Annotated in this window: 26 protein-coding genes and 3 tRNA genes; 2 read left to right on the top strand and 27 right to left on the bottom strand. The window is 66.8% G+C overall.

Going from position 1 to position 26,385, the window contains the following annotated elements; genetic code table 11:
- Positions 1-529 precede the first annotated feature (529 nt).
- From rplL to ACIBMZ_RS02045, 23 genes are all read right to left on the bottom strand, one after another.
- Positions 530-916, bottom strand: coding sequence for a 50S ribosomal protein L7/L12 (rplL, locus tag ACIBMZ_RS02155; protein ID WP_396690242.1), 387 nt, complete (start codon positions 914-916; stop codon positions 530-532).
- Between the two features lie 54 nt (positions 917-970).
- Positions 971-1,516: a 50S ribosomal protein L10 gene (gene rplJ, locus ACIBMZ_RS02150; protein WP_396690240.1), complete on the bottom strand. Its 546-nt coding sequence runs from the start codon at positions 1,514-1,516 to the stop codon at positions 971-973.
- Positions 1,517-1,951: 435 nt separating this feature from the next.
- A complete protein-coding gene (gene rplA / locus ACIBMZ_RS02145; protein ID WP_396690238.1) occupies positions 1,952-2,668 on the bottom strand; it encodes a 50S ribosomal protein L1 in 717 nt (238 codons plus the stop codon).
- A gap of 83 nt (positions 2,669-2,751) precedes the next feature.
- Positions 2,752-3,183, bottom strand: a complete 432-nt coding sequence (gene rplK, locus ACIBMZ_RS02140; protein WP_396690236.1) for a 50S ribosomal protein L11 — start codon at positions 3,181-3,183, stop codon at positions 2,752-2,754.
- Positions 3,184-3,398: 215 nt separating this feature from the next.
- A complete protein-coding gene (nusG, locus tag ACIBMZ_RS02135; protein WP_396690234.1) occupies positions 3,399-4,121 on the bottom strand; it encodes a transcription termination/antitermination protein NusG in 723 nt (240 codons plus the stop codon).
- Between the two features lie 38 nt (positions 4,122-4,159).
- Positions 4,160-4,558 (bottom strand): preprotein translocase subunit SecE, encoded by a 399-nt coding sequence (gene secE / locus ACIBMZ_RS02130; RefSeq protein WP_396690232.1) that lies wholly within the window; start codon positions 4,556-4,558, stop codon positions 4,160-4,162.
- Between the two features lie 213 nt (positions 4,559-4,771).
- Positions 4,772-4,844 (bottom strand) — tRNA-Trp (locus tag ACIBMZ_RS02125).
- 126 nt (positions 4,845-4,970) lie between these two features.
- The gene (locus ACIBMZ_RS02120; protein ID WP_396690230.1) at positions 4,971-5,363 is read right to left on the bottom strand and encodes a MaoC family dehydratase; all 393 of its coding nucleotides are present in this window, start codon (positions 5,361-5,363) and stop codon (positions 4,971-4,973) included.
- Position 5,364: 1 nt separating this feature from the next.
- Complete coding sequence (locus ACIBMZ_RS02115) at positions 5,365-5,811, bottom strand: MaoC family dehydratase N-terminal domain-containing protein (RefSeq protein ID WP_396690228.1); 447 nt, start codon at positions 5,809-5,811, stop codon at positions 5,365-5,367.
- Between the two features lie 125 nt (positions 5,812-5,936).
- The gene (rpmG, locus tag ACIBMZ_RS02110; protein ID WP_007073056.1) at positions 5,937-6,104 is read right to left on the bottom strand and encodes a 50S ribosomal protein L33; all 168 of its coding nucleotides are present in this window, start codon (positions 6,102-6,104) and stop codon (positions 5,937-5,939) included.
- A gap of 131 nt (positions 6,105-6,235) precedes the next feature.
- Positions 6,236-6,308: transfer RNA gene (locus ACIBMZ_RS02105), tRNA-Met, on the bottom strand.
- A 25-nt stretch (positions 6,309-6,333) separates the two neighbouring features.
- A tRNA-Thr gene (locus ACIBMZ_RS02100) sits at positions 6,334-6,406 on the bottom strand.
- 92 nt (positions 6,407-6,498) lie between these two features.
- Complete coding sequence (locus tag ACIBMZ_RS02095) at positions 6,499-9,030, bottom strand: putative bifunctional diguanylate cyclase/phosphodiesterase (protein WP_396690226.1); 2,532 nt, start codon at positions 9,028-9,030, stop codon at positions 6,499-6,501.
- A gap of 939 nt (positions 9,031-9,969) precedes the next feature.
- Positions 9,970-10,671 (bottom strand): hypothetical protein, encoded by a 702-nt coding sequence (locus tag ACIBMZ_RS02090; protein WP_396690224.1) that lies wholly within the window; start codon positions 10,669-10,671, stop codon positions 9,970-9,972.
- A gap of 515 nt (positions 10,672-11,186) precedes the next feature.
- On the bottom strand, positions 11,187-13,169 hold the full coding sequence (locus ACIBMZ_RS02085; RefSeq protein WP_396690222.1) for a hypothetical protein: 1,983 nt from the start codon (positions 13,167-13,169) through the stop codon (positions 11,187-11,189).
- Positions 13,170-13,558: 389 nt separating this feature from the next.
- Positions 13,559-14,995: a tyrosine-type recombinase/integrase gene (locus tag ACIBMZ_RS02080; protein WP_396690220.1), complete on the bottom strand. Its 1,437-nt coding sequence runs from the start codon at positions 14,993-14,995 to the stop codon at positions 13,559-13,561.
- Positions 14,992-15,177 (bottom strand): AlpA family transcriptional regulator, encoded by a 186-nt coding sequence (locus ACIBMZ_RS02075; RefSeq protein WP_126711246.1) that lies wholly within the window; start codon positions 15,175-15,177, stop codon positions 14,992-14,994. Before ACIBMZ_RS02075 ends, ACIBMZ_RS02080 begins: the two co-directional genes overlap by 4 nt.
- Positions 15,174-16,931 carry a replication initiator gene (locus tag ACIBMZ_RS02070; RefSeq protein WP_396690218.1) on the bottom strand — a complete coding sequence of 586 codons (1,758 nt, stop codon included), beginning with the start codon at positions 16,929-16,931 and terminating at the stop codon, positions 15,174-15,176. The genes ACIBMZ_RS02075 and ACIBMZ_RS02070 overlap by 4 nt, the downstream gene beginning before the upstream one ends.
- Entirely contained in the window at positions 16,928-17,473 is a 546-nt protein-coding gene (locus ACIBMZ_RS02065) for a DUF2637 domain-containing protein (protein WP_396690216.1), read from the bottom strand. Before ACIBMZ_RS02065 ends, ACIBMZ_RS02070 begins: the two co-directional genes overlap by 4 nt.
- Positions 17,470-17,661 carry a hypothetical protein gene (locus ACIBMZ_RS02060; RefSeq protein WP_169596192.1) on the bottom strand — a complete coding sequence of 64 codons (192 nt, stop codon included), beginning with the start codon at positions 17,659-17,661 and terminating at the stop codon, positions 17,470-17,472. The genes ACIBMZ_RS02065 and ACIBMZ_RS02060 overlap by 4 nt, the downstream gene beginning before the upstream one ends.
- A gap of 5 nt (positions 17,662-17,666) precedes the next feature.
- Positions 17,667-17,915 carry a hypothetical protein gene (locus ACIBMZ_RS02055; protein WP_357216361.1) on the bottom strand — a complete coding sequence of 83 codons (249 nt, stop codon included), beginning with the start codon at positions 17,913-17,915 and terminating at the stop codon, positions 17,667-17,669.
- Complete coding sequence (locus tag ACIBMZ_RS02050) at positions 17,912-19,504, bottom strand: FtsK/SpoIIIE domain-containing protein (protein WP_396690213.1); 1,593 nt, start codon at positions 19,502-19,504, stop codon at positions 17,912-17,914. The genes ACIBMZ_RS02055 and ACIBMZ_RS02050 overlap by 4 nt, the downstream gene beginning before the upstream one ends.
- Positions 19,505-19,808: 304 nt before the next feature.
- Positions 19,809-20,204: a transcriptional regulator gene (locus ACIBMZ_RS02045; protein ID WP_169596189.1), complete on the bottom strand. Its 396-nt coding sequence runs from the start codon at positions 20,202-20,204 to the stop codon at positions 19,809-19,811.
- Positions 20,205-21,150: 946 nt separating this feature from the next.
- Here ACIBMZ_RS02045 and ACIBMZ_RS02040 point away from each other — a divergent pair.
- Entirely contained in the window at positions 21,151-21,597 is a 447-nt protein-coding gene (locus ACIBMZ_RS02040; RefSeq protein WP_396690211.1) for a hypothetical protein, read from the top strand.
- Here ACIBMZ_RS02040 and ACIBMZ_RS02035 read toward each other — a convergent pair.
- The 3 genes from ACIBMZ_RS02035 to ACIBMZ_RS02025 form a co-directional block, all read right to left on the bottom strand.
- A complete protein-coding gene (locus tag ACIBMZ_RS02035; RefSeq protein ID WP_396690209.1) occupies positions 21,581-22,357 on the bottom strand; it encodes a glycosyltransferase in 777 nt (258 codons plus the stop codon). The two genes, ACIBMZ_RS02040 and ACIBMZ_RS02035, sit on opposite strands and share 17 nt — an antisense overlap.
- Entirely contained in the window at positions 22,345-23,166 is an 822-nt protein-coding gene (locus ACIBMZ_RS02030) for a GntR family transcriptional regulator (RefSeq protein ID WP_396690207.1), read from the bottom strand. The genes ACIBMZ_RS02035 and ACIBMZ_RS02030 overlap by 13 nt, the downstream gene beginning before the upstream one ends.
- Before the next feature lie 127 nt (positions 23,167-23,293).
- Positions 23,294-23,638: a hypothetical protein gene (locus ACIBMZ_RS02025; protein WP_396690205.1), complete on the bottom strand. Its 345-nt coding sequence runs from the start codon at positions 23,636-23,638 to the stop codon at positions 23,294-23,296.
- 785 nt (positions 23,639-24,423) lie between these two features.
- On the opposite strand from ACIBMZ_RS02025, the gene ACIBMZ_RS02020 reads away from it, so the two are divergent.
- Positions 24,424-24,909 (top strand): GntR family transcriptional regulator, encoded by a 486-nt coding sequence (locus ACIBMZ_RS02020; protein ID WP_396690203.1) that lies wholly within the window; start codon positions 24,424-24,426, stop codon positions 24,907-24,909.
- 216 nt (positions 24,910-25,125) lie between these two features.
- Here ACIBMZ_RS02020 and ACIBMZ_RS02015 read toward each other — a convergent pair whose 3' ends face one another.
- Entirely contained in the window at positions 25,126-26,190 is a 1,065-nt protein-coding gene (locus ACIBMZ_RS02015; protein ID WP_396690201.1) for a DNA cytosine methyltransferase, read from the bottom strand.
- Positions 26,191-26,385: the final 195 nt, after the last annotated feature.

Raw genomic sequence — 26,385 nt, 5'->3', positions numbered from 1 at the left:
GCGTGCACTCCAATGACCCCACCAGAAAATATCCATAAACGGACATTTCCGAGCAGGGGTCAAGTCGGAAGGCAGCGCAAACTAGCAGTGTAGCCGAGAGGCTAACCGCTGTCCAGCCCACCCCGCAGGAAGTTGCGGAACGGGCCTCGGGACCCTGGAAACGGGTCGCACCGGGCCGCTCGGAACGCAACGTCCCTGCCGGGCCGCCCAGGTGTCTGCGGCGGTGGTGCTGCCGCTTCATACCCAGCCGGTGGCCGTCGCAAGCGCGGAAGGTCTTGCTGATGTCAGCGTGCCTGGGAGGCCATGGTCGCGTCAAGGGCCGGTGCCGCCATCCGACGCTCTTTCCCACCGACGGGCGAAACGAGCGCCGTTCGCCCCCGCGCCCGCCGCGACGCACACGCCCTGCTCATGACCGGTTCCGGGCGGTGAAACCACACAGCGGGCGGCGATCCGAGATCCGGATCGTCGCCCGCCGCGATGTGGGTGTGCCCCGGCTCACGTGAGCCGGGGCGCCCGGGTGAGGCTCAGGTCACTTGAGGGTGACCTTGGCGCCCTCGCCCTCCAGCTTGGCCTTGGCCTTGTCGGCGGCCTCCTTGTTGACCTTCTCCAGGACCGCCTTCGGCGCGGCCTCGACCAGGTCCTTGGCCTCCTTGAGGCCCAGGCCGGTCAGCTCACGCACGACCTTGATGACCTGGATCTTCTTGCCACCGTCGGCGTCGAGGATGACGTCGAACTCGTCCTTCTCCGGCTCGGCCTCGGCGGCGGCGCCACCCTGGGCCGGGCCCGCGGCGACCGCGACCGGCGCGGCGGCGGTGACCTCGAAGGTCTCCTCGAACTGCTTCACGAACTCGGAGAGCTCGATCAGCGTCATCTCCTTGAACGCGTCGAGCAGCTCTTCGGTGCTGAGCTTCGCCATGTCTGGCGTCCTTTCTGAATGGTTTATCTAAGAACGTGGGTGCGCCGGGTGGCCTCAGGCCGCCTCGGCGCCCTCCTTCTCGCGCTTGTCCTGCAGTGCGGCCGCCAGACGGGCGGTCTTCGACAGCGGGGCCTGGAACAGGGCCGCAGCCTTGCTCAGGTTGCCCTTCATCGCGCCGGCCAGCTTGGCCAGCAGCACCTCGCGGGACTCCAGGTCGGCGAGCTTCGTGACCTCGGCCGCGGTGATGGCCTTGCCCTCGAAGACGCCGCCCTTGATGACGAGCTTCGGGTTGGACTTCGCGAAGTCGCGAAGTCCCTTCGCCGCCTCGACGATGTCGCCCGAAACGAAAGTCAGCGCGGTAGGACCGGTGAACAGCTCGTCGAGGCCGGAGATGCCCGCGTCCGCCGCAGCACGCTTGGCCAGCGTGTTCTTGGCGACCGTGTAGGTGGTCTCCTTGCCGAGCGAGCGCCGCAGCTGGGTGAGCTGGGAAACCGTCAGACCGCGGTACTCGGTCAGCACGGTGGCACCCGCGCTGCGGAAACTCTCCGTCAGCTCAGCAACGGCCGTGGCCTTGTCGGCCCGGATCGGCTTGTCCGCCATGTCCCTCCTCTCTCGTTACTCGAGGCTGGTCACCGTCGCAGACAGGCGCCTGTGACGGGGGCGGAGGCACCGCGGCAACAGAAAAGCCCCGGCGCAGGGCGCACGGGGCGAGGTCGGCGGAGATCATCGCAGTCGGCGGACCACGGGACACTGCCGGTTATCGCTTGCCGCCCTACGCGGGTCGCCCGTCTTCGCGGGACCTTCGACCGTGCCGAGGCACGGTGACCAGCGGTCTCTGGGTGGATCCTCACACATGACAACATGTGTGAACCTACGTAGCGTACGCGACCACGCGCCGCTCCACCAAATGCTCTGCTGTGCCCCTGCTCACCCGGCTGAGGCCACCGGCCGTACGCGGCGGACCGTCAGATCCGCCGACGAGAGCCGGAAGGGCCCCGCCACGACCGTGGCGGGGCCCTTCGCGGAGGTCGATGCTCAGCTGTCGGCCGAGCCCTCCTGCAGGTTCTTCACCAGGTTCGGGTCGATCGGCACACCCGGGCCCATCGTCGTGGTGAGGGTGACCTTCTTGAGGTACTTGCCCTTCGCCGCGGACGGCTTGGCCCGCAGCACCTCGTCGAGGACCGCCGCGTAGTTGTCCACCAGCTGGTTCTCGGAGAACGAGGCCTTGCCGATGATCAGGTGCAGGTTGGAGTGCTTGTCAACCCGGAAGGTGATCTTGCCGCCCTTGATGTCCGCGACCGCCTTGGTGACGTCCATGGTCACCGTGCCGGTCTTCGGGTTCGGCATCAGACCGCGCGGGCCCAGGATCCGCGCGATCCGACCGATCTTGGCCATCTGGTCCGGCGTGGCGATCGCCGCGTCGAAGTCCAACCAACCGCCCTGGATCCGGGCGACCAGCTCGTCGGTACCCACCTCGTCGGCACCGGCGGCGACGGCCTCCTCGGCCTTCGCACCGGCGGCGAAGACGATCACGCGGGCGGTCTTACCGGTGCCGTGCGGCAGGTTGACCGTGCCGCGGACCATCTGGTCCGCCTTGCGGGGGTCGACGCCGAGGCGCATGGCGACCTCGACCGTGGCGTCGAACTTGACGTTGGTCGTCTCCTTGGCCAGCTTGACGGCCTCGGCGGGGGTGTAGAGCTTGGACCGGTCGATGACCTCGGCGGCCTTGCGGTAGCTCTTGCTGCGCTGCATTTCTGTCTACTCCTGTGGTTTCTGGCGGGCCCGCGGTGCTCGCGCGCCCTCCCACGATCCGTACGGGTTCGCTGTGGCCGAGATCAGTCGGTGACGTTCAGGCCCATCGACCGGGCGGTACCGGCAATGATCTTCTCGGCCTGGTCGAGGTCGTTGGCGTTGAGGTCGGCCATCTTCTTCTCGGCGATCTCGCGCAGCTGGGCGCGGGTCACCGAGCCGACCTTCTGGGTGTGCGGGACGCCCGAGCCCTTCGGCACACCGGCGGCCTTGATCAGCAGCCGGGCGGCGGGCGGGGTCTTCAGCACGAAGGTGAAGGACCGGTCCTCGTACACGCTGATCTCGGCGGGGACGATGTCGCCCCGCTGCGACTCGGTCTGCGCGTTGTAGGACTTGCAGAACTCCATGATGTTCACGCCGTGCTGACCGAGCGCGGGGCCCACCGGCGGCGCCGGGGTGGCCTGGCCCGCCGGCAGCTGAAGCGTGAACGTCTTGACGAGCTTCTTCTTCGGAGGCATGTCTCTTCCTGGGGCTTGGAACTGGGAATTGTTCGCACCGACGTCGCCGTCGGGCGCGCACGGTCAGCGCGTGTGGACGGCGGCGACGTTCTAGGGTAGCGCAGGCCGGAATCCACCCGCCCACAGAGGTGCCCCCCGACGGGGCGAACCGGACCAGACGAACGTCGTCGACCGGCCGCGACGACCACCCGGGTCGTCGCCGCCGGTCGACGCGGTCAGATCTTGGCGACCTGGTTGAAGTTCAGCTCCACCGGCGTCTCCCGGCCGAAGATCGACACCAGCACCTTGAGCTTCTGCTGGTCGGCGTTGATCTCGCTGATCGTGGCCGGCAGCGACGCGAAGGCGCCGTCGGTGACCGTGACCGAGTCGCCGACCTCGAAGTCGAGGACCTTGATCTCCGGCTTGGCCTTCTTCTGCTCGGTCTCGACGGCCGGCGCCAGCCACTTCAGCACCTCGTCGAGGCTCAGCGGGGCCGGACGGTCGGCCCGGTCCGTGGCGCCCACGAATCCGGTCACCCCGGGCGTGTTGCGCACGCAGGAGTAGGACTCGGCGGTCAGCTCCATCCGGACCAGGATGTAGCCCGGGAAGACCTTCGCCTGAACCTGGGACCGCTTGCCGTTCTTGACCTCGACCTCTTCCCGGGTCGGCACCTCGACCTGGTAGATGTAGTCCTCCATGTCGAGGGACGTGATCCGGGTCTCGAGGTTGGTCTTGACCTTGTTCTCATAGCCGGCGTACGAGTGCACCACGTACCAGTCGCCCGGCGCGTAGCGCAGCTTCTGCCGCAGCTCCGCCACCGGGTCGTAGTCCTCGTCGGGTGCGGGCTCCGTGGTCGCGAACTCCGGCTCGCTGGCGGCCTCGACCGACTCGTCGTTCGCCGCCGTCGCCACCGTGGACTGCTCGTCCGGGGTCTCGGCGGTCTCGTCGTACTCAGGCACGCTTGCTCACTTCCGTCACTATCGGCACAGTCAGCCGGTCAGCTGGGGTTGCCGAAGACCCACAACACGCCCTTCGCGAAGGCGTAGTCAAGGCCGGCCACGATCGTCAGCATCATCGCGACGAATGCGACCACCACGGCCGTGTAGGTCAGCAGCTCCTTGCGCGTCGGCCAGATGACCTTACGCAGTTCGGCCACGACCTCGCGGATGAAACGCGCGACGCGGCCGAACAGGCCAACCTTCTCGGCATCGGCGCGCGTCTTCGACCGGCTGTCGGCGGAATCCGCCTTGGCCCGCTCACGGGTGGCGGTGCCGCCCCGTGATACCAGCTCGTCCGCGTCGGTGGCGTCGTCGTCGGCACCGTCGCCGTCGTTGACCACCTCGTCGTTCAGGCGGTCGTCGTCGGCGTCCTCGCCGCGCCGCTTGTTGTCGGCCACTTCGCCCTCCGTCGCGGGATGTCGGGGTCGTACGCGGTACACGCGTACGCGGCGCTGGTCACGCCGGCCGGACCAACCGTCCCGGGACGGGCCGCGGCCGGCGGATCAACCGGAGGGGCCCCGATGCCTCGGAACCTCTCCGCCGATGCCACCACCACGGGCCGCACGCCACCGAGCGGTGACGCGACCCACGGAACGGTCAGGCCTGAGGCGCAGGGGTGACAGGACTTGAACCTGCAGCCTGCGGTTTTGGAGACCGCTGCTCTGCCAATTGAGCTACACCCCTGTGCGGCAACGCTCGTCCCACCAGGTCACACGACCAGGCAGGAGTCACTTGCCCCACGGCGGACCAGTGTACGGGTACGGACCCGACTTTCCCAACCGGTCCACCGATCGTGCCGGACGGGGCCGCTCAGGCGGAGGTCCGCACGATGGCCCGCGCCTGCGACAACACCTTCTCGCCCTGACAGGTGGCGGTGATGTCGAGCCTGGTCAGGCCCTCCTCGGTGACCTCGCGGACCACGGCGGTCACCACGATCTCGGTGCCCTGGTCGTCGTCCGGCACGACCACCGGGCGGGTGAACCGGACGTTGTAGTCGACCACCGCGTCGGGGCCACCGGCCCAGGCGGTGACGGCCCGGCCGACCAGCGCCATGGTGAACATGCCGTGCGCGATCACCCCCGGCAGACCCACCTTGGTCGCGAACCGGTCGTTCCAGTGGATCGGGTTGAAGTCGCCCGAGGCGCCGGCGTAGCGGACCAGGTCCGCCCGGGTCACTCGGAACGTCTGGGTGGTCAGCTCCATGTCAGGCCTCCCCGCGTACGACGAGCTTGGACCAGACCGTGACCACCGGCTCGCCGGCGGTCGTACTGACCTCGGTCCGGGTGGTCAGGAACTCGTGACCACCCCGGCTGGTGATGTCCTCCACGAAGTTGACGCAGACCAGTTCGTCGCCGGCCGCCACCGGGCGGGTGTACGCGAACCGCTGGTCGCCGTGGACGACCCGGCTGTAGTCGACGCCGAGGGCCGGGTCCTCGACGATCTGGCGGCTGGCGGCCATGGTGATCACCACGGGGAAGGTCGGCGGCGCGACCACGTCGGGATGGCCGAGGGCTCGGGCCGCCTCCGGGTCGTGGTAGGCGGGATCGGTCGCCCCGATCGCCGCAGCGAACTCACGGATCTTCTCGCGGCCCACCTGGTAGGGGGCGGTCGGCGGGAAACTGCGGCCGACGAAGGAGTGGTCCAGGGACATGCCGCGAACCTACACGCAACGCATGATCGCCGGTCCGAGCGGTCGACGTCGGCCCGAAGGCCGCGCCGCCGCACGAACCGGCGATCGTGGAATGCGTCGACCCGGGCCGAATCGGCCCGGCCGGGTCAGCGGGTCTCGCGGTGAACGGTGTGCCGTCCGTCCCGGGGGCAGAACTTCTTCAGCTCGATGCGGTCCGGGTCGTTACGGCGGTTCTTGCGCGTGATGTAGTTGCGCTCCTTGCACTCCACACACGCCAAAGTGATCTTCGGCCGGACATCGGTCGCCTTCGCCACGGCGGAGTGCCTTCCTCGCTAACGGATACAACTACAGCGCTACAGCGTACGCCCCACCAGGGCGGACACGCAAAGCGGGCGCCCAGGGCGCCCGTCCTACCGACCGCCGGAATGCTCCGGACGGACGAGAGTAGCGGTGGCCGGACTTGAACCGGCGACACAGCGATTATGAGCCGCTTGCTCTGCCATCTGAGCTACACCGCCGTGGTGGGCCCAGCCGGGCCCTCTGAGCCCCCTTACGGAATCGAACCGTAGACCTTCTCCTTACCATGGAGACGCTCTGCCGACTGAGCTAAGGGGGCCTGCGCGATCACTCGGTGGCCGCGCAGAGGTAAGAGTACACGGCCCCACCTCGCTGGTGAAATCGGATCCCCAGGCACGCCGTACGTACAGCTCAGGGCACCACTCGCAGGCGCGGCAGCTCGTGGTCGGTGATCGACTCCGGGTCGACCTGGGCGCCGAACCAGGCCTCCAGACGCTCGTACGGCAACGGGCGGCTGAACAGGAATCCCTGGCCGATCTCACAGCCGATGTCCTGGAGCAGTTCCAGGGTCAGCTCGCTCTCCACCCCCTCGGCCACCACGGTCAGGCCGAACTGTTGGGAGAGAGTCACCACGGCGTTGACGATCGCCAGGTCACCGGGATCGGTCGCCATGCCCTGGACGAAGGAGTGGTCCACCTTGACCTCGTGCACCGGCAACCGGCGCAGGTGGGCCAGCGACGAACTGCCGGTGCCGAAGTCGTCCACCGAGAGCCGTACGCCGAGGTCCCGCAGGCGGCGCAGGGTCGGGATGGGCCGGTCGGTGCCGTCCAGCACACCGGCCTCCTCGATCTCCAGGGTCAACAACTGCGCCGGTACGTCGTACTCGGCCAGCAACTCACGTACCCGCTCCGGGAAGTGCTGGTCGTTCAGCGTACGCGCGGAGATGTTGACCGCGACGGCGAGCGACTGGCCGCCGTGCGCCCAGTCGCGGCTGTGGCGCAGCCCCTCCCGCAGCACGAACTCGGTGAGCCGACCGAGCTGGCCGGTGTGTTCGGCCACCGCGACGAAGTCCTGCGGCGCGACCGTGCCGTGGGTCGGGTGGTCCCACCGGGCCAGGCACTCCACCCCCACCAGACGCCGGTCGCGCAACGTCACCTTCGGCTGGTAGTAGATCTCCAGCTCGCCGTTGTCCAGAGCGCTGCGCAGGTCACCGGCGAGACCCAGCCGGTGCAGCGCCCGCGACTCCAGGGCCGGCGTGTAGAGCTGCACGCTGCCCGGGACCGACTTCGCCGCCGACGCCGCCACGTCCACCCGTTGCAGCAGCGTCGCCGGGTCGCTGCCGTGATCCGGATGCACCACCACGCCGACGGCGGTGTCCACGTCCAGCGTGAGGGCGTCGAAGACCATCTCGTCCCGGATCTGCTCGCGAAGCTGACCGGCGAGCTCCACCGCCGCCTCGGCGCTCTCCAGGCGCAGCGTCACCAGGAACTCGTCGCCGCCGGCCCGACCCACCAGGGCCGCCGACGGTACGCATCCGCGCAGCCGATCGGCGACCTCGACCAGCACCTTGTCCCCGGCGGCGTGCCCGAGGGACTCGTTGACCTGGCGCAGCCGGTCGACGTCGAAGAGCAGCAGCGCCACCACCTCGCCGGGGGCCCGGATCCGGACCGCCTCGGTCAGTGCGCCGAGGATCCGGCGGCGGTTGGGCAGCTTGGTGAGCCCGTCGTGGTACGCGTCGTGCCGCAACCGGTCGACCAGACGCGAGTTCTCCAGCGCGACCGCCGCGTGTGCCGCCACCGTCTCGAAGACCGTCACGTCCGCGGCCCGGAACGAGTTGGTGTCGCCGAGCCGGTTGGTCACCTCAAGCGTGCCGATGATCGCCTTGCCGGACCGCAGCGGCACCACGATCACGTCCTTGACCGAGGTCGACCCCAGCGCGTCGCGCAACTCCGGGTCGTCGCCGCCCAGCCGAGCGCTGACCGCCACGGTCTCCTGCCGGGCCACCGCGACGTCCCGCAACGCGGCCGGGCTGAGCGTGGAGTCCAGCAGACCGGGCTTACCCTCCTGAGCGGTCAGCAGCACCTCCGGGTGGCGCCCCTGGGCCGGCAGCCAGAGGGTGGCGGACTCCGCCTGCATCAGGCTGCGGATCCGGACCAGCAACGCGTCGATGAGGTTGCCGTCCGGGCCGCTCTCGGTGATCCCCTTGGTGAACTCGTACATCTCGGCGACCGTGCGGTGCTGCCGGAAGAACTGCGCGTACGAGCCGTAGACCAGGGCGAAGGCGATACCCAGACCGGCGAAGAGGAAGACCGCCCAGGGCGTGCCCTCAAGCGCGATGATGATCACCAGGCCGATCGCGAGGTTGATCGTGACCGCGAGCAGCATCGGCGGGGCGGCCCGCAGCATCTCCCGCCCGGCCTGCCAGCCCTGCACCACGGAGACCACCGCGACCACGGCGGCCAGCGCGACGAGGGTGTGCGTACCCACGGCGGCGGTCAACACCGCCCAGGTGCCCGGGCCGACGCCACCCGGCTGCGGCAGGACGTGGTAGACCACGGTCGCCAGCGAGGTCGCGATCGCCGCGAGTGCGACGTTGAACCAGAACTTCGCCGGCAGCAGCTTGCGTCGGATCTGCACCACGATGGCGGCGGCCGTGTACGCCAGCACCACCGACAGCGGCGGCAGCAGATAGAGGGCGACGACCAGCGGGATCTCGGTCGGCGTGGCGGCGAGCGCCTGACGCCGCACCACGACGTTGATGGTCGGCAAAGCGGCGGCCACCATCGCCGCCGTGAGCAGCAACGTCATCGGCCAGTCCCCCAGGGCGGGGGACGTCGTCAGCCCGAGGATCAGCGAGAAGACGACAGCACCGAGCGCCAACGGCCCGGTGACCAGCCAGGCGTACTCCGTCCGCCGTCGGATGGGGCGGGGGCGAGGCGTCATGGCTCCCCTAGCGACCTGAACTCAGCGGATCCCGGAGATGCCCGGACCCAGCACCGGGTGCTGCGGGCCGGGCAGCAACGGGGCCGGCGGAAAGTCCCGTCAGGGGATCAGCGACCCTAGCGTCGGCATGTTCCACTCGAGACCATTCGCCCTGACATCGAACTCCGCGACCGTGCTCGTCGCGAGAACCAGGCCGGTAACGAGCAAGAGGGAGCCGAGTAGCCGGCCCAAACGTCGAGCAGACATCTGTGCTCCTGAGTGGGGTGATGGGAACGCGATGGAGGTCCCACGATGGTGCCACAGCGAGTCGGCCGGTGGAAAGTTCACAGACCTGATGTTGGTCCGGATGTCGTCCGGCACCGCACTTACGTACCCGTGCCCTACAACGTCCGGGCAGGTCAGCGCTGGCAGCGCCGTTGTCACCGAAGAAGAAGACACCAACTACCCATTCCCTACTTAGGTGGCGTAGCGGATCTAGCGGACAATGGCGAAGAATACTTTTGACCGGATATTGCGGAATGGCGGAAGACCTCCAATCGCACCACCGTGAGCGATCAGTCACCCCGCGTTTGCGACCGCTCTTCCGCCCCGCGTCGGTCCGCGTCCTCCATCGCGTGCCGAACCAGCCAGCCGGATCACCAGGCAGAGCCCCGCCACCCCGACACCCACGCCGCAGGGGCGAACGGCACGCTGTGGAGCTGCACGAACCCAGAGTAGGCCGAACACACCATCGCAGTCACCCCCATGGATGGCCGAATCGTGCCAACCTGCGCGAAGGTGCTGCTCATCGGTGCCGCCAGGTGATCTGTCGGGTACCCGCTCCCACCGTCGGAGACATTCGGCGTCCTCGCTGACCAGCGGCCGGACGAAAAATACGACCTTCCCGGTTCACCGCTACCCGACCTCGACCGGCCGGAGGTACCGACGGCTTCCGCATTATCAAACCCGATTCCGTACTTCGATAAAGGTGTGGAGTCGCGGAGAACGCCCCCGAAGGTCGAGGAGGCCGCCGGTCGGGGTGACATGAGCCGCGAGTGGCACCGGCCCGTTCTCGTCCTCGTGCTGGCATGGCACTGCCGCAGGCGCGCACACCGCCATGTAGCTCCCCAGGAAGACCTTCCGCTGCCGGCCACCGGTCTCGTACGTCACGTTCAGTCCGCGTCGGACCGTCCGGCCCTCCCCGACGAACTCGTAACCGAGCAGGATCTCGATGTGCACGGTGCCGTGGGGATGGTCGACCGGATCAGCGGCAGCCGGACCGGGAATGACGAACCCGGCCGGATCCTCCGCACCGTCAAGGTCAGGGTGAGCCGGCGGCCAGCCCTCGGAGTCCACCACGGGTGATCCTCGGGACGCAGTCAGCAACCGCACCTGGGCACCGAGCAGACGAGCCGAGCCACCGTGCATGACCGGCTCGATGCTCTTGATCGTCACCGGCCCCTTGTCGATCCGAACGATTGTGACGCCGTCCGTGAGTCGATGACCGACAGCGAAGGATCCTCCCCAGCCGTAGCTGCCCGTCTGGACAAACACGTCATCGCCAAGCTGGCCACTGGCCCGGAACGGCGAACCGCAGCCGGTGGCGGCGAGTGCCAGAACAAGGATGCCCGCCGTCCCCGCTCGGACGAACCGAGTGCCCACGCAACCTCCTCGACCTCACGGTGCGCCAGCCGGCGGCGGGCCGCCCTGCCTGCTACGGCGCCGGGCACACAGCTACCGACGACAGGCGGGGAGTTGCCTCACGACGAGGATCCTGACAGCCCGCATCAATTCCCGACGGCAAGGACTCGGCCCAGGAAGTCGCTCAGGGCGCAACGGGCTGGACTCAGCCGGACGGAGCTAGCTCGACGAGAACGGCCCCCGACCAGCATCTCTGCTGGTCGGGGGCCGTTCTCGCACCTGGTGGCGGGTAGAGGATTCGAACCTCTGTAGCTTTCGCGACGGATTTACAGGATGCTTCGAACCTGCGACCCGCGTAGCGGTTGACCTGGTAACCGTTACCTAGTCGGGAGCACCGACAGGGCTGCCGCCCACGATCCGCCCACAGCGAACCGGGACGTCCATTCACTGTCACGGACCACATGGCGTAGGCGCCGCCTCGCGGCTCGACTTCGCGACTTCAAGATCTAGATTGATCCTGATGCAACCATCCCAGGCTATTTGCTTGGTGAATCGCCTCCGCGCTCGAAATCCTCATCGCCACCCGCCGCGCCGGCACTCATCCACTCATAGATCTTTCCCGATGCCCATTGCTCCGCTGTCGCAGATATAGACTTCAAGTTTCCACCAAACAGTGCCCCGTATAGAGAAAGAGAAGCAGCAATAAGGATGGCGGCGAAGGCCGCTGCCGCAACACCTCCCTCCAAGGTCACGGGACTGACCCCAGGCCAAGGTGTGGCAAGAAATGCGCCGACTGCAGCCGCAACACCGACTAGCGTGATCGCAGACATCGTAGCCATACGCCCTAGGCGTCTAGCTACAGCGCGCAGATTACGCTCACTACTTTGCGCATCTGCTAGCTTTTCGGCTTTCTGTTGGTCGGCGTCAGCGCGCGCTCGCTCAAGCTCGGCCAAAGCTTGAGACTTCCGCTGCCTCTCATCGTCTGCTTCAGCCATTGCGGCACCCGCAATGTTTTCATGCGCCTTAGCAAGAACGCGATCCACGGTGCCCTCCGTGAAGGCATCTGGGTCTTCCCCGGTCTGATACATAACCAAGGAACGAACCCCGATCGACTGACGAAGAAGCACATACTCATCGTCAGTTATTCGCTCCCGCTCTCGCAGCGATTCAATCTTCTCCACGTAGCGCTTCCAGAGATGATCCGATGGCCGCATGGCCGCGAAGCAGTCCGCAATAATTACATGCTCTGGGAGCTCAGGTGCCACTAGAGGCTGCTTTAGCCAGAGCAGAGTAGTAAGCACGAAGTCGGCAATACAGAGCGGTATGGTTTCACGCTCAGAGTCCTCTAATCTCATATACCGCCTAGAGGCCCTGGCCAGTGCGGTATTGTGCGATACGAACACCGCTCGCGCATCGTCCAAGTGGCGAAACTGGCGGCCACCGCGAAGGCGGTAGATAGCCGTAAGCGAGTCGATGTCTCGCAGCAAGGCCGCCGGGTTCCGATGCCTGATCTCCTGCTGAAGGACTTCCTCAAGCCGTGGCTCATCGAGCGTCAGCGGACGGTCGTGCTCCGGCTTTTCACGCACTCGAACGCCGATCGCCTCAAGCCTTGCCTCAAAGCTCTCCTTGAGCTCTAAGACATCGCTGGCCCCCCAGCCAGCCGACAGCATGAATTCGGTTGTCTCACCATAGGAGTAGCGACCTCCCGAAGAGACAGCTTTTTGACATGCATCCAGAACGCCTACGATCTCCCCAAGAGTATGCTGGAAGCAGTAGACCCTAGCCCCCAATTTGATCGCAAGTTCTATAGATTCGCGCGCGAGGAGCTGCAAGTCCGGGCCGGATGCCCCCACCGCACGAAGCAGCATAGTTGTGTCAGCATAAATTCGGAGGCGATCAAGCCTCGCACCGAAAGAAGTGTCCTCGGGGAAGTAGAGAGAAGTCGCGAGAAGCGCCCCCTTTACCACTGCGGAGAAGTATTCGAACCCCTCGGGATTCTTCAGGTGTAGATAATTGACGAATCCGCCTATTATGTATCGCATACTACCGAGTTGCACATCACCCAGGTCCACCAACGGACTTCCGTTGACAACCGTTGCCAGCAGGGGAGCCGCGTTTTCCTTGATGAAGGCATTCAACCCACCATCAAACGCATCCTCCGTCAGATCCTCATCGAATTCTTCTTTGGCATAGAGGACGCCCTGCCTCACGAGCGCGGCGTGTTTCCTTCGAACTTCTGCCCGGCTGGCCGACAAGTCAAACTCTGCTAGTACTTCACGTTCTGGATAAAGGACTCCCGCTTCCTGCCTGAACATCCCCCTCTTCTTGCAACGCTTTGCAAGAATCTTCAAGACGCCGCCGGGGATGTTGATACCATATTCTTTATGGATGTCCTCTTGAAGCTCAGGGATGGAGAAGGCCGCCTGGCGAGAGTGATACGCGCGATCGGCTATAAAAGGAATAAAGTTGTCGAGGACATCTTTCTGCTGCCGGTCAAAGTTGACCTTCAAGATGGCCATGCTTGTCAAAGTTGTTGACACGCCAACTCCATTATCTACACGCCGGGCGCGTGCGACCAGTAGCCAGCTTGCATCGGCCGTGCAACGATCTTGCAGGAGCGGCGCAATCCTGATGCCCTGGAGACTCACGCGAGGATTGCTCGCAGCTTAGCCATGTCCGTTGCGGTGGGTCGAACTTGAGTCGGTTGATCAACCGAGGGCTCGGCAAATTTCACCGCCTATCAGGCAATTCCCACCTTGGATGCAACTGGGCAAAATTCGGGCATCCCACGGAGGTTATTTTTGGCAACAAGCACGCCGGTAGCCCACGCGCAATCTGATCTCCCATCCGGCTTCGAGCGACGACTCCCGAGATCATTTCCGCGCCGAGGCGACTGAGCCGCAAATGATCAGCCAAGCGCACCGCCGATCTTGTCGTTCATGGTGTCGTCGCCGCCGTCGATGCAGTTGGCGTAGACACGGAGCAGGACGGCTACGCCGTGGCCCAGGCGGCGGGCGACCTCGGTGGGTGGGACACCGGCATTGAGCCAGAGCGAGGCTGCCGCGTGGCGGAGGTCGTACGGGCGGCGGGCCAGCGGCGAGGCAGTCTGGGCTTCGGTTAGGGCCTTGTCTCGGGCGAGCTTCCACCAGCGGTCATAGACCGACTCGGAGAGCGGACCGCCGTGCAGACCTCGGAAGAAGCGACCATCCGGACCAACGCCGTGATTCTCGACGTGAGCGCAGAGCAGCTCGACGAGGCGAGGCGGGATCGGGACCGTACGAGTCTCGGCCCTCCCCCGGTGCTTGAGTCCGCGCCGCTCGTGGGAGCCGCCGTCATCGGTCCAGTGGGAGCCGGCGCGCGGGGAGGTACCGGCGAGGACCAGGCGGCCCCAGCGGTATTCGATCTTCTGGTGATCGCAGGATCGGGAGGGCTTGACGGCCGCCAGGTCGTCGAAGTCGGTGCCGCAGTCGGCGCAGCGGCCGGAGAGGTCGCAGTCGTCGCGCCGGAGGTCGGCGGCTTCGGAGGGGCGCATGCCCGCGTAGTAGAGGCAGCCGAAGAAGGCGGTGACCTTGTCGGCGCGTTTGCCGAGAGATTTGACCGCCTCCAGCAGCGCGGCGACTTGGGCGGGGCTTGCCACCACCCGGCGGTCGATGGACTGCGCGACCTCGGGGGCGGTCCACTGGACGCGGTCGACGGGGTTGGAGTCGATCAGCTCCAGCTCGACGGCGTACCCGAGGGCGTTGTAAAAGGTCGCGCGCTTGCGCTGGACGGTGGAGGCAGCAGCGGGCTTGCCATCGAGGCGTACGCAGAGGCTGTCGAGGACGCGGCGGACCATCGCGGGCGAGTCCAGCTCGACGACCGGGAGGGAGACTGTTTCGAGCCAGGCGAGCGCCGCCGCGTGGTCGGCCGGGATCTCGTCGGACCAGCGGCGCGGGTTGAGGCCGTAGAGGTACAGCGCTTCGCGGAGCAGCGCGTCATCGGGTCGGCCCCGCTTGGCTGGCCGGGTGAGCGTGACCGTGATCGAGGTGAGCGCTTCGACGATCGACCGCCGCGTCTTGGCCGCAGCCCGAGGCCACTTCATCTCGACGTACGCGCGGCTGTGCGCGTACCAGGTGGTGGGGTTCTTGGTTCTGGCCTCGGAGACCGGGCGGCCGGTGGCCGGGTCGAAGGGCTCCCCCGCGTTGGCCGCCTGGACCAGCTCGGCGCGGAACGAGTGCGCCAGCGCCTTGGTACGGAACATGTCCTCGAAGCGCTGGCCGCTCACTGCCCAGCGCACCCGCCAGGGTCGGGACTTCCGGTCGGCGCGTTTGGTGATCTCCCAGATCTGGACCTCGTAACTCTTCACGCGGCGTCCTGCTCAAGGTCACCGAGCCACCGACCGAGCGCCGACCGGCGGACCCGAAGCTGACCGTTCGGGAGCTTGATCACCCGTGGCCCCTTGCCGGTCTGCCGCCAGTAGAACCAGGTGGAGCGCGACACACGCAGTTCGGCGAGCACTTCCGGCACGGTCAACAGTTCCTCGTTCATCGCGACTCCTCCCCCGTGTGCTGCGCGTCCTGCTGAGTTGCCGAAAGGTCTGGCGGCCCCTGGGCGGCCCGGTCCTTGGCGGCGAGGAGTTCGGAGCGCCAGCGGGCACGTTCGCCGATCGCCCGAAGCAGCCGGTGTGCCAGCGGACCAACGTCGGGATCGTCGGGTCGGGCGAGTTCCCAGGCGTGGCGCACGGGTTCGACGGTGGCGCCCTGGTCGTCGACGCCATCGAGGCCGATGCTGACGCCGAGCAGGGCGCGTACCCAGGCGCGTACGTCGTGTTTGTGGTCGCTCAGGGTTTTGCCGGACCAGTCGCGGGAGATGAGGATGCGCCGGCCGCCGATGCCGAGGGTGTCCCGCTGGTGAACCTTGCCCTTGCACCGGCCCGGCTTGAGCTTCGCGTTCGTCTTGCGTGGCTGGATGCCGTAGAGCAGCCAGTTCGCGCAGCGTTCGGTGCACGGGGTGAGCTGGAGTTCCTGCCACAGCCGGTCCAGGTGTGCGCGCTGCCTGCTGCTGGTGATCTTGTGAACGTCGCCGGTGTGTTTGGTGATGTACTTCGTGACGTAGCGGATGGTGCGTTCGGCGTCGTCGGTGCCGGGCATGACGCCGCGTGCGTCGACCTGGGAGCCGAAGCGCACGACGTGTACCGGTTCGGCGTCGGGGTCGGCGTCGATGGCGTCGAGTGCTTCCGTCCAGGTGGTCAGCGGCGCGTGGGTGTCGGGGTCGACCCACGCCGAAGCCTGTTCGTCCCAGGCCGGTAGCCGGTCGAGGGTGTACCGCTGGGCGTCGACCGAGGGCCACCACACCTGGTGGTAGGTGGCCGCCGCCACGGTGCGGAGCACGTCGCGGGGGATGGTGCCTCGGATGGCGAAGTGTGCGTGTGGGGCGAGTCGGCGTTGGGGCTCGACGCAGCCGGCGTACTGGACGTTCCAGCCTTCGCAGCGGCGCAGGTTCTGCCAGAACCGGTCGAGCAGTCGGGGGAAGTGGACGGCGTCCCAGGCGGCGCGGCGGTAGTCGTACCGGTCGGGGTTGAGCGGGGTGCCGTCGGGGCGGACCGGGCCGTAGGAGTCGAGGGTGAGCGTGAGCCACATCGAGGGCCGGTAGGCGGTGCCGTCCGGGGCGGTGTAGGTGCGGCCGACGGTGCGCCGCTCGACCTTGCGCCGAGGTAGCTCGGGGGCGTCCTGTCGACGGCGGGTGGAACGCTTGCGGCGGCGGCCGTTGTCCTCGTCGGCCTGGTCGTCGTCGCCGGTCGTGTGTGGCGGGGCGACTCGGCCTCGGAGTCCTTCGGCTGTGATCGCTTCTTCGACTTCGCGGATTGCGTCGTCGAGGTCTTCGACCTGGTCCCATTGGCTGGCTCGGGATGCCTCGTCGCGGGAGAACTCCAGGTGACCGCGTAGCAGGATGAGCGCCTTCTGTTCCTCGGTCGCTGGTTCCGGTGGGGGTAGTGGTTCGTCGTCGCGGTGCCAGCCTTCCCGGATCTGGGCCTGTCGCAGTCGGCGGTTCTTCTTGGCGCACGGGCCGCACTTGTCTTCCCGGGTTGCGCCGCAGGGCAGGTCGATGACTTCGGTCAGGCCGGTGTTCAGGTCGGTGCGCCGCATCGCGAGGGGGCGGACGCAGACGCCGTACTCGGCGGCGATCTCTTTGAGTACGTCGACGGAGCGGGGTAGTGCCATGCGGGCCGCCCGCGACCCCGGCCGAGGAGTGGCAGCCGGGGTCGGGGCGGGTTCGAGGCCGGGCAGGGTCGCAGCGGTCATCGGATGATCCCGACGACGTGCGGCCGGTTTGGCTGGACGGCACGGGGCGGCAGTGCTGCCGGGACGACGGACGGCGTCGGCTCAGCCGGGCGGACCGGCTCGACTTCGGTGGCCAGCTCAGTTTCGTCGGACCGGTACGGGGTCGGCTGGTGCTGCTCGACGGTCGGTGGGGTGATCGGGGCGTTGGAGAGGACGACCTTGACCAGGGCGAGGAAGGCCAGCGACGGTACCGCCGCGACGATCCATCCCCACACGGACGGTTCAGCGCCCGCCACTTGGGCGGCGAGGGAGAGCAGCGCGAACGCCACCAGGAGCGAGCCGACCAAGCCGACCGGGCGGCCGTTACGCCGTCGGGCGCGGATCTCTAGGCCGAGGTAGATGGCCATCAGTTCGACGGCTACGGCGTTGGCCCAGCCGATCCAGTGCGGCTGGCCGTGGGCAACGGACAGGTCGTGGACGTGGGTGAAGGCGGCGGCGCCGGCCATGGTGCCGATGGCGAGCAGGATCACCAGGCGTACCGCGGATTCGGTGCGCGTGGTCATCGCCATTCCTCCAGCGGCGTCTCGCGGATGGTGAGGTCGATGCGGATGCGTCGGCCGTTCATGTCGGGGCGGCGGTCGACCATCTGCGCGACGCCGTGCAGGGCGGCGGCGGTCTGGTGGGCGGGGCCGACGAGCCGGATGTGCAGCGGACGCCGGAGCCGGTTGAAGACGCGGGTGAGGGTGTTCACGGCGGTTACCTCCGGGCGGGTCGGATGTCGGTGCGGATGTAGTCGGGTGGGGTGCCGAGCGAGGCGACCGCTTCGGAGAGGCAGCGCCACAGCGCCCACGCCTCGTCGGGGGTCAGGGACATGCGGCGTCGGCCCGCACCGACCGCGAGATACACCGGGTACGGGTCCGGTCGATCGGGGTCGACGCGCACGGACACGGCGGTGACCGGTTCGGGGGTACGCAGCCGGTAGAAGCGGCGAGCAGGCGCGGTCATCGGCCCTCACCCCTGGTGTCACGGTCGAGGAGGTTGCGCAGCGATTCGGGCAGCAGCGGTCCGGACGGCGTACGCGGTAGCGGTGGTCGGGTCGGTTCGGGGGTGGTTTCCCGGCCGACTTGGGCGAGGATGTCTGCCGCGTCGGCGGGTGCCGGGTACTGGCGGGCCATGGCGCGGATGTCGTCGTCGGAGATGTAGGAGAAGCGGACCCGCATTGGGTCGGGGGTGCCGTCGAGGATCACGTACCCGACGCCCTTCGCCCACCGGGGCATCTGGTCCGCCAGGGCGCCCCGGGTGCGGGCACCGTCGCCAAGGACCATGTCGACCTGGGACGCCTCGGTGAGGCCGAGCGCGATGCGGGTCGGGAACAGGTCCCGGAACGGCAGCACGTCCTTACGCGGGTCCTGCAACGCCGCCACCACCAGGACCCCGACCCCGGCCCCCTGGGACAGCAGCAGCCCCAGGGATGAGGCGATGCGTTTACGTAGCTCGACATCTTGCAGGTACGCGGTGAGCGCGGCCATCTCGTCGACGACGACCACGACCAGGGGGTCAGCCTCGGTCGGCGTGTGCACCCGCACCGTGCCCGCCAATCGGGCCTGCCTCTCGCGCATCACCGTCACGGCCTCGTCGAGGAGGTCGGCCATTGCCTCGAAGGACTTGCAGGCGAACCGGGCGAACATCGGACGGCCGAGCGCGAACTCCATCCCGCCCTTCGGGTCGATCACCCAGAGCCGGACGAGACCGGAGGCGATCCCGCCGCCGAGGACCCACACCAGCGACCACAACACCGACCCCTTACCGGAGCGGGTCGCCCCACCCACGAGGACATGCGTCGCGAGCAGGTGCAGCGACCAGGGACGCAGGTCCTCCCGCCGGGCCAAAGGCAGCGCGGTGAAGTTAGGCACCGCCGGCACGTCGAACGGCGGCACCACGGTGCGCAGCGCGTCGGTACGCACCACCGCCAGGTAGACCAGCGTCGGCCGATCCCGGAACCGCACCCGGTCCACCAGCCGCAGCAGCCATGCCGCATGTCCGGTGCGGGTCGGTGGGTCGCCGGGACGTTCCGAGTAGACCCGGACGTGTCGCCGGCCGAACGCGTACGCCAGGTTGGCGCTGACCGCTTGGAACTGTTCCGGCGTCTGGCCCCGGACCATGCGGACGGTCAGCACGTCGAGCGCCTGATCCGAGCGCACCCGCAGCAGTTGCGGCAGGACCGGCCGAAGGTCGTAGGTGTCGGCGAGGCCGCACAGCGTCATGGCCTCTCGCCACACCCGCTGGTAGACGAACACCCGCCGGAACGAGCCGAGCAGCGGACCGGCCATCCAGGTCCACCAGGACGACTCGTCCCGCCACCGCCACACCGCCGAGGCCGCCGAGCCCAGCACGAGCGGCACCACCAGCCCGGACCAGCCGAACTCGACGAACAGCCACAGCGCCAGCACCGCCGTACCGGTGGCCACCGGATGCCGCAGGCACCACCAGACAGCCCGGCCGGACCAGCGCAGTACCAGCCCGAGCAGCACCGCCCACATCGGCAGTGCGAACCGCTTCGGTCGGAACACCACCAGATCCCCGGCCGAAGTCATCACCACGTCACCGCGAGGCCGCCCGAACATCAGGCACCCCGCAGCGACACGAACAGGCCCGCCGCGTCACGCACCGGCGGGAACGGAAGAACGAGCTGCCCGGCGCAGCAGCCACACCGACCGTCAACACCGGTGGATGGTGCGAACCGGACCTGACACGCGACACACCGAGGCCAGCCACGGCCAGCCCGACGCCTACCCTTGGACACGTCACGACCTCTCTCGACAGAGCAGGGGAAGAGACACCAGGGGGCGGGGCTGCCGTCCGCCAAGACCAGACAGCCCCGCCCCCAACCAGATGCGGCTAAGCCGCCGCCTTCTTGCCGCCGACCACCGGAGCCCGCAGCCCGGTCGCCCGCAGCGAATACGCCATCCGACCGTTGTTCGCCACGTACGGCGTTACCGTCATGCCGTCGAACTCCACTGCCTCGAACGGCGCACCCGACGGCGGCACCGGCTGGTAATCAGCCGAGATCTTCACCGTCGTCTCCCGCGACCGCTTGCCCAGCTCAGGGTCAAGGTCCATCACCCGGACCTGCCACACCCGCTGGCCGGTCAGCTTGTCCTTCGTCGGGGACCGCCGGCCCGTCTTCTCGTCGTAGTCCTCGACCTCACCCAACGACTCGGGCACCAACGCGCACCCCGCCGGGAACACGTCCTCGAACCGCACGGCGAACCTCGTACCGCCACGCAGAGCCATCGCTCAACCTCCAACTTGTTGGCTTGTCTGCCAAGTTGCGAGGTCCAAGGTAGACGGCACTTGGCAGACAAGTCAACAAATATGCCTCTAGGTTCTGTGGCGCTGGGTCAGCTCACTTCGGCGCTACGGCGGAGCCGGCCCCAGGTCCCGCCGTACGCCAACAGCCGACTGCCCATCCAGCAACCCTGACTCCATGCCCCACCTTTGTAGAGAAAACGATGACGGGATAGGGCGAGTCCTGGCCAGCATCGAAGCCGCCGACGTAAGCTGTGGCCCTAACTTCGATAAAGAGGGTCTATCGCAGTCGGCTGCGTTAAGGGGGGTTATCGCAGTTGGCTGCGTTAACCGGTTAGCGGAGACGTGGGAACTACGCGATCAGTGCTCACATTCAGGGCAAGGTACCGAACAGAAAGCGGGCACCCGCCGCCTGCGAAGCGTAAAACGGGTGCCCGCCGGAGGGTCGGCTCACCTAAAGGTGAGCCGACCCAAGGCCCAATCCTTGAACAATCCCCCGAAGAACGCCGCAGCGACGGCCGACGCAAGCCGGGCAAGCCAGCTCAGCACAGCCCGCATGCAGCAGCAATACCGAGGACCGTCCTTCCAGTCCAAACCACAGGTTCGAGGTTTGGGCCTTCGGCGGGACCTTGTCATACTCCACCTCCTAGCGATGCGAAAAATAATCGCCGCTCAGCCTTAGCCTTCGGCGGCACTCTCTGCTGTGCATCGCGCGGTAGGTCGAGTTGACCCTGCGGAGATACTAGACTTTAGTCGAGCCATGCCGGGAAGCAACACTCCGCCGGTTCCATAACGGCAGGTTCGAGGTTTGGGCCTTCGGCGGGACCAAGTCAAGGGCAGACAGTCCGAGGGCGCTTCCCTGCCAGAGGCAATTGTCAAACCGCTTACCAACAAGCAGCGTCCAATAGCGACCGATGGGTATGAAGGTGATATGACGGATGATCACCAGGAGACCAAAGTTGGCGCTCACGCACGACCTGCCAGCGTCGATGGCACGACCGTCGAGGCTTTGGGGGAACTCAGTAAGGCGCTCGAGACCATCCATCGCGTGCGTGGGCACCTGTACGCCGCTCACCAGCTCGTCGGTGGTGCGGACCTCACCCTTGACCGCGTCGTCGAGCTGCTACGGCAGGCGGGCCACGACGAGGTAGCCGAGCGGGTAGAGCGCGAGTTGCTGGGCAGGAACGTCCTACCCGGTCGCTGGACTTTCCAGATCATGGAGGAGTTCGACGATGGGTACTACGCCATGTTCCAGGAGGTCGAGCGATACGCCCGCGAGACGCTTGCCGGCGGCCGGCGGCACATCTTCGAGGCGGAGATGAAAGAGCGTCGGCGTACCCATGGTATGCGGGGGCATGAAGCTACGCCGCAGGACTGATCGGCAACCCGTCCGGGAGCATGGAGGCCAAGGCTACGGCTCTGGCCTCAATGATCTTCATGCGGCCTTCGTACTCGACGGGTTCGCGGTGCGCGGCTTGGCTGGTGACCTGTCCGGGCCACTTGCGGTACAGCAGACCGTGTTCGCGAGTGAAGTAGCCCTCGCTGACCGCGCTCGCCGCGAGGAGTAGGCCGGTGTCCTCGGAGGCCGGGAGTGCCATCCAGCCGCCGAGGGCCAGGAGCAGATCCCGGCGGATGCAGAGGGTGGCGGGGTGCACCTGGGCGCGGTAGCCGTTGGCTTGCCAGAAGGCCAGGATGGCACCACGGCCGACCGGTCCGCCGTCCGGGTCTTTGTCCCAACCGACGGTTGAGCCGTCGGGCATCAGGTCCAGGACGCGGGAAGTCGTCCAGCTGATCTGCGGATGTGTCTCGAATGCTGCGATGTCGCGTGCGAGTGCGCCGTTAGTGAGTTGATCGTCCGCGTCGAGCACCTTGACCAGGTGGCCGGTGACGCGGGATAGAGCGAGGGTTCGTGCGACGCCGGGGCCGCCGGAACGACCACCGCCGAAGCTGATGCGAGGGTCGTCCGGCAGAACCCCGTTCAACGCGCCGGTCTGCCCGTCCTCCTGGACGAGCCATTGCCAGTCCCACCCGTCGGGCATGTCCTGCTTGACCAACGAGTCGTACGCGCCGGCCAGGTACTCGACGCTGGGCGCGTGGACCGGGGTGATGACCGAGACGAGGTGCGTCAAGTTTTCCACCGTTGCAGTTTGTGGGAGTACACAAGCTCGGTCCGGTCCCCCGGCATCACCACGTCGGCCACCTCAACGACACGGCCGGTGGTGTCGATGGACGTCTTTCGCACGGTCAGCACGGAGACGCCGGGGTCGATGTCGAGGAGTTCGGCCTCATCCGGCGACGGCGGACGGGCCCGAACCTCGTCCTCGATGCGGTCCAGCTCGACGCCTAGCGTGTAGAGCTGGTGCTGTGAGCCGCCGGGCCAGGGCTCGTTGCTGGCGTCGAGCAGGTCTGGGTTCGCGGCCACCAGGTCATAGGGCAGGTACGAGTACGACATGGTCAGTGGCGCGTTCTCGTGCCGCGACGAGGTCCAGTAGACCCGGCGCAGCAGCGTCGCGCCCGGCTCAACGTGCAGGGCCGCCGCCATCTCCGCATCGGCTTCCACGCGGGTGTACTCGGCGTGGAACTTGAGGTCATCGACGGTCAGGCCGGTGTCATGCTCGGTCGCGCCAGTCTTGAGTCGCTCGTCCTGGTCGAGCAGGACCCGGTCCTTCTCCCACTGGTACCGCTCCGCGTTACGACGCCGTACCCGCTGGCGGGGTGCTCGCACGTAGGTACCGCGCCCCTGCTCCGCGCGGACCAAGCCCCACTCCCGGAGCTGGCGGATGGCGTTGCGGACACTCGTCCGTGACAGGCCCGACGTGTCGGCCAACTCCGTCTCGGACGGCATCAGCGTGCCGGGGGCGAGTTCCCCGCTCGTGATCTTGGCCCGCAACTCTTCGGCGAGTTGCAGGTAACGAGGGCGCCAGTCCCGGCCATGCACACCGGTCACCGTACCCCCTAGACGTTCCAACGACTGCCAGGTGGTCCCACCTGCCGGCCGCTCCGGGACCGGTTCCACGGCCACCACCGGCCGTCGCGGTCGACGCGCAGGCACCGGAGTACGGCGGGAGCTACGGTCAGTGGCGGTCATAGTGTCCCTCCAACGGTTGTCCCTTGGTCATGACCCTCCACCGGGCGTAGGTCAGTTCGTAGATCAGCCGATCGAGCTGCACCCGCGACAACAGCACCGATTCCGTGCCGCCGGAGCGGGTCGCGCTGACCTTGACGGCCGGTTCACGACGCCGGAACCGGTCCAGGAGCAGTTGCAGACTCACCCAGCCGCCACCCTCACTACCGATCGTGGCCAGCAGCCCCCGATGCATCGGATCGTTCGGCCCGCAGCCCCGGCACCAGTCAGGACACGACGCCTCGTCGGCAGTGTTGGCCGTCGGGGTGTCGGTCGGCTCGTCACTGCCGCCCATGCTGTCCCTCAATTGGACCGGTGGCTCGCGTCAGGAGCGAGCCAATCTGATCGACCAGTTGTCGCGCTTGCGAGAGGGTGAGTTCAGCCCAGCCAGCGCCGGACCTGCAGGAGGCGTGCACCACGACCGTCGGCGGTTCATCATCGGAGCCGATCAAGTACGACACGACTAGCCCGGACGCCCGAACCTCACCGACTCGCAGCAGCACGCCCCGGTGACGTCGCGCCATATGCGCCAGCACAGGCGGCACCAGGTGTCCGCATCGATCCGGCGAACACCACGCAGGGTGGCTCGCTACGGCAGGCCGCCGACCCGTCTGACTCAACGCAGCCACCGCCCACCGTTACCCCGAGAGATCTGATCCCTGGCCAGCAACGGCGCATGACGCAGCGCCGGCAACTCACGGGTCTGCTCAATCGTCGAGCGCAGCGGATCGGCGTTGCGAGCAGGGGCGGAATTCCCGTACTGGCTATGTGCTAGGGATTCGGCCCGCTTCGATTGTCGACGCCAAAACGAGAACCAGAAACATCGACGATGGGAGCCAGGCATCGTACCTCCAGATGTTGGAGAGCCGGCGGCCGACCAGGGGGACTAGCCGGCCGCCGGCCCGACAGAGGGCACGGCGACCGTCCGACGCCGGACGGTTCGGGTATCGCCGAGCCACCTTGTACGCGCGGCCACCGCTACGGGCCCCTTAGGACGCCACGCCTCACGCGCGACCGGGCCGAGCACCACCCCAGATACACGTCATCTACCCAGCCGCACACACGGAAACGTACCTACAAGTGGACGAGTTGTCTACACATCAAAACGACAACGTTGGTTGGCACTTGGTAAGACAAGTGCCAGGTACGGTGAGAAGGTGCCCACCCCGCACTACGGACAGCCCCGCTATCGCATCATCGCCGCCGAGCTGCGGCGGGCGCATCGAGAGCGGGGCCATCCCCGCTGGCACCCTCTTGCCAGCCGAAAGCGCCCTCACGGCAGAGTTCCGGGCAAGTCGGGGCACAATCCGGCAGGCCATCGCCGCCCTGAGAGAGGACGGGTTAGCTACCACCGAGCACGGCAGGGGAACTTACGCAAATTCCCACTCTGGCCCGGCCGGTAACGCAGAGCCGAGGCAACGTGAAGTTGCTGCCGATCCGCAGCTAGCAGCCCTGTTCGACGTCGAGGTCGGAACGTCGCTCATCGAGCGTGAGAGCATTACGCGAACAGAAGGCAGGGTTGAGACGGTCATGAGGGTGTATCGACTACACCAGGCCAGTCTATAGACATTCCAGCCCAGCTAAGTGGTGGAAGACTTTCAGGGAATGAGGGCTGGGCAAGTCGTGAAGGCGACACCGCCCCTGTTAATCAAACGAACTCTCACGTAACGATATTTACCAAAATGAACGAGGCTTCAGCACTCGAAGCCTGCCGCGCCTACCTCCGCCTAACGCTTATCACCGGAGATAATGTACTTCAGAACTCCCCCGAGAGCAGGATGCTCAGGACGGCAGGCTTGCCGGGATAGCAGAAATGGGGAGCAGCGCCTTCACAGCTTCGCCTAGGGCCTGCGCCATCCGAACTGGCACAGCATTACCGATCTGGCGTTCAATCGATCCGAACCCTCCCGAAAATTGATAGGAGGACGGGAAAGTCTGGAACGTCGCCGCTTCCCGGAGCGTCAGGCCGCGGTGTTCGGTAGGGTGAATGAAAGAGCCGCAGGCTGGCGTGGCGCACCGGGTAGTCATAGTTGGCGCCGGCTCGTCCAGGCGCACTCGACCGTATGAGGCGGTGGCACTTCTGCGGCCAAGGTTGACGTGACACGTCAACTGATGTTCCGGAGGAAGGTCGAATCTATTGCCGCCGATAGGCACAGCGGAAATTCGAGCCATGACCTTCGGCGAGTGCACACGATGCATATTGAGAGAGTCGGTAGAGGTAATTGCTGACGCCAGTTCAACCAGCGCCTCTCGAACCGTTCGCGGCTGGTCTACAAACCACTCACCAAGAAGATCTCGCGGCACCATCGGAATCTGAACTTTTCGCCCTCGAACCGCAATCATGATTAGTCGACGTCGCCGCTGCGGCACTCCCACCGAGGCGGCGTCGAGCTTGAATGAATTCAGAGCGTAGCCCAGTTCCGCTATTGATCGTTTGATCCGGCTGAACCTAGCATCTCGCTCAAGCCCTGGAACATTCTCTAGGATAATGACAGCAGGCCGAAAAGCGCGGACGAAGCGCACGACATCTAGAACTAGATCGTTCCGGTCGTTAGCACTGCTATTGTCATCACCGCGAGCTAAAGTCGAAAAGCCTTGACATGGGGGGCAGGCTTTCAGCAAAGTCAGTTCCCCGACGGCAAGCCCGCTCTCCTGTCGGAGTTTTCGGGCCGGCAGAGACCGAATATCACGCTGCCAGAGACTTGTTTCAGGATGATTCAACTGATACGAGGCCGCAGCGTCCGGATCAACCTCTACTGCACCGACCACATCGTAGCCAGCAGCTCGCAAGCCCTCAGTAGCACCACCAGCACCGGCAAACAGGTCGATGCATGTCAGGCGGTCCACGGAGGCATGGTACATGATCTCCGCCCACGCACGACGGCAACGTTCCGTAACCACCGGATCTACGAAGGGGTGGCGCGCTGACCTCTCCGTGCGTGACGATGCTCACCTACGTCCACACGGGAGGGCTCGTGCAAGACATGCAGCAACCAGCTCCAGACCCTGCGGAGCCTTCGTCACAATCGAGTGGCCCCGCCC

Origin of the sequence: Micromonospora sp. NPDC049900, assembly GCF_044461025.1 — a bacterium.
In the GTDB taxonomy this organism is placed as follows: domain Bacteria; phylum Actinomycetota; class Actinomycetes; order Mycobacteriales; family Micromonosporaceae; genus Micromonospora.
The sequence above is the reverse complement of the archived record's forward strand: the minus strand, read 5'-3'. Positions and strand labels throughout refer to the sequence as shown.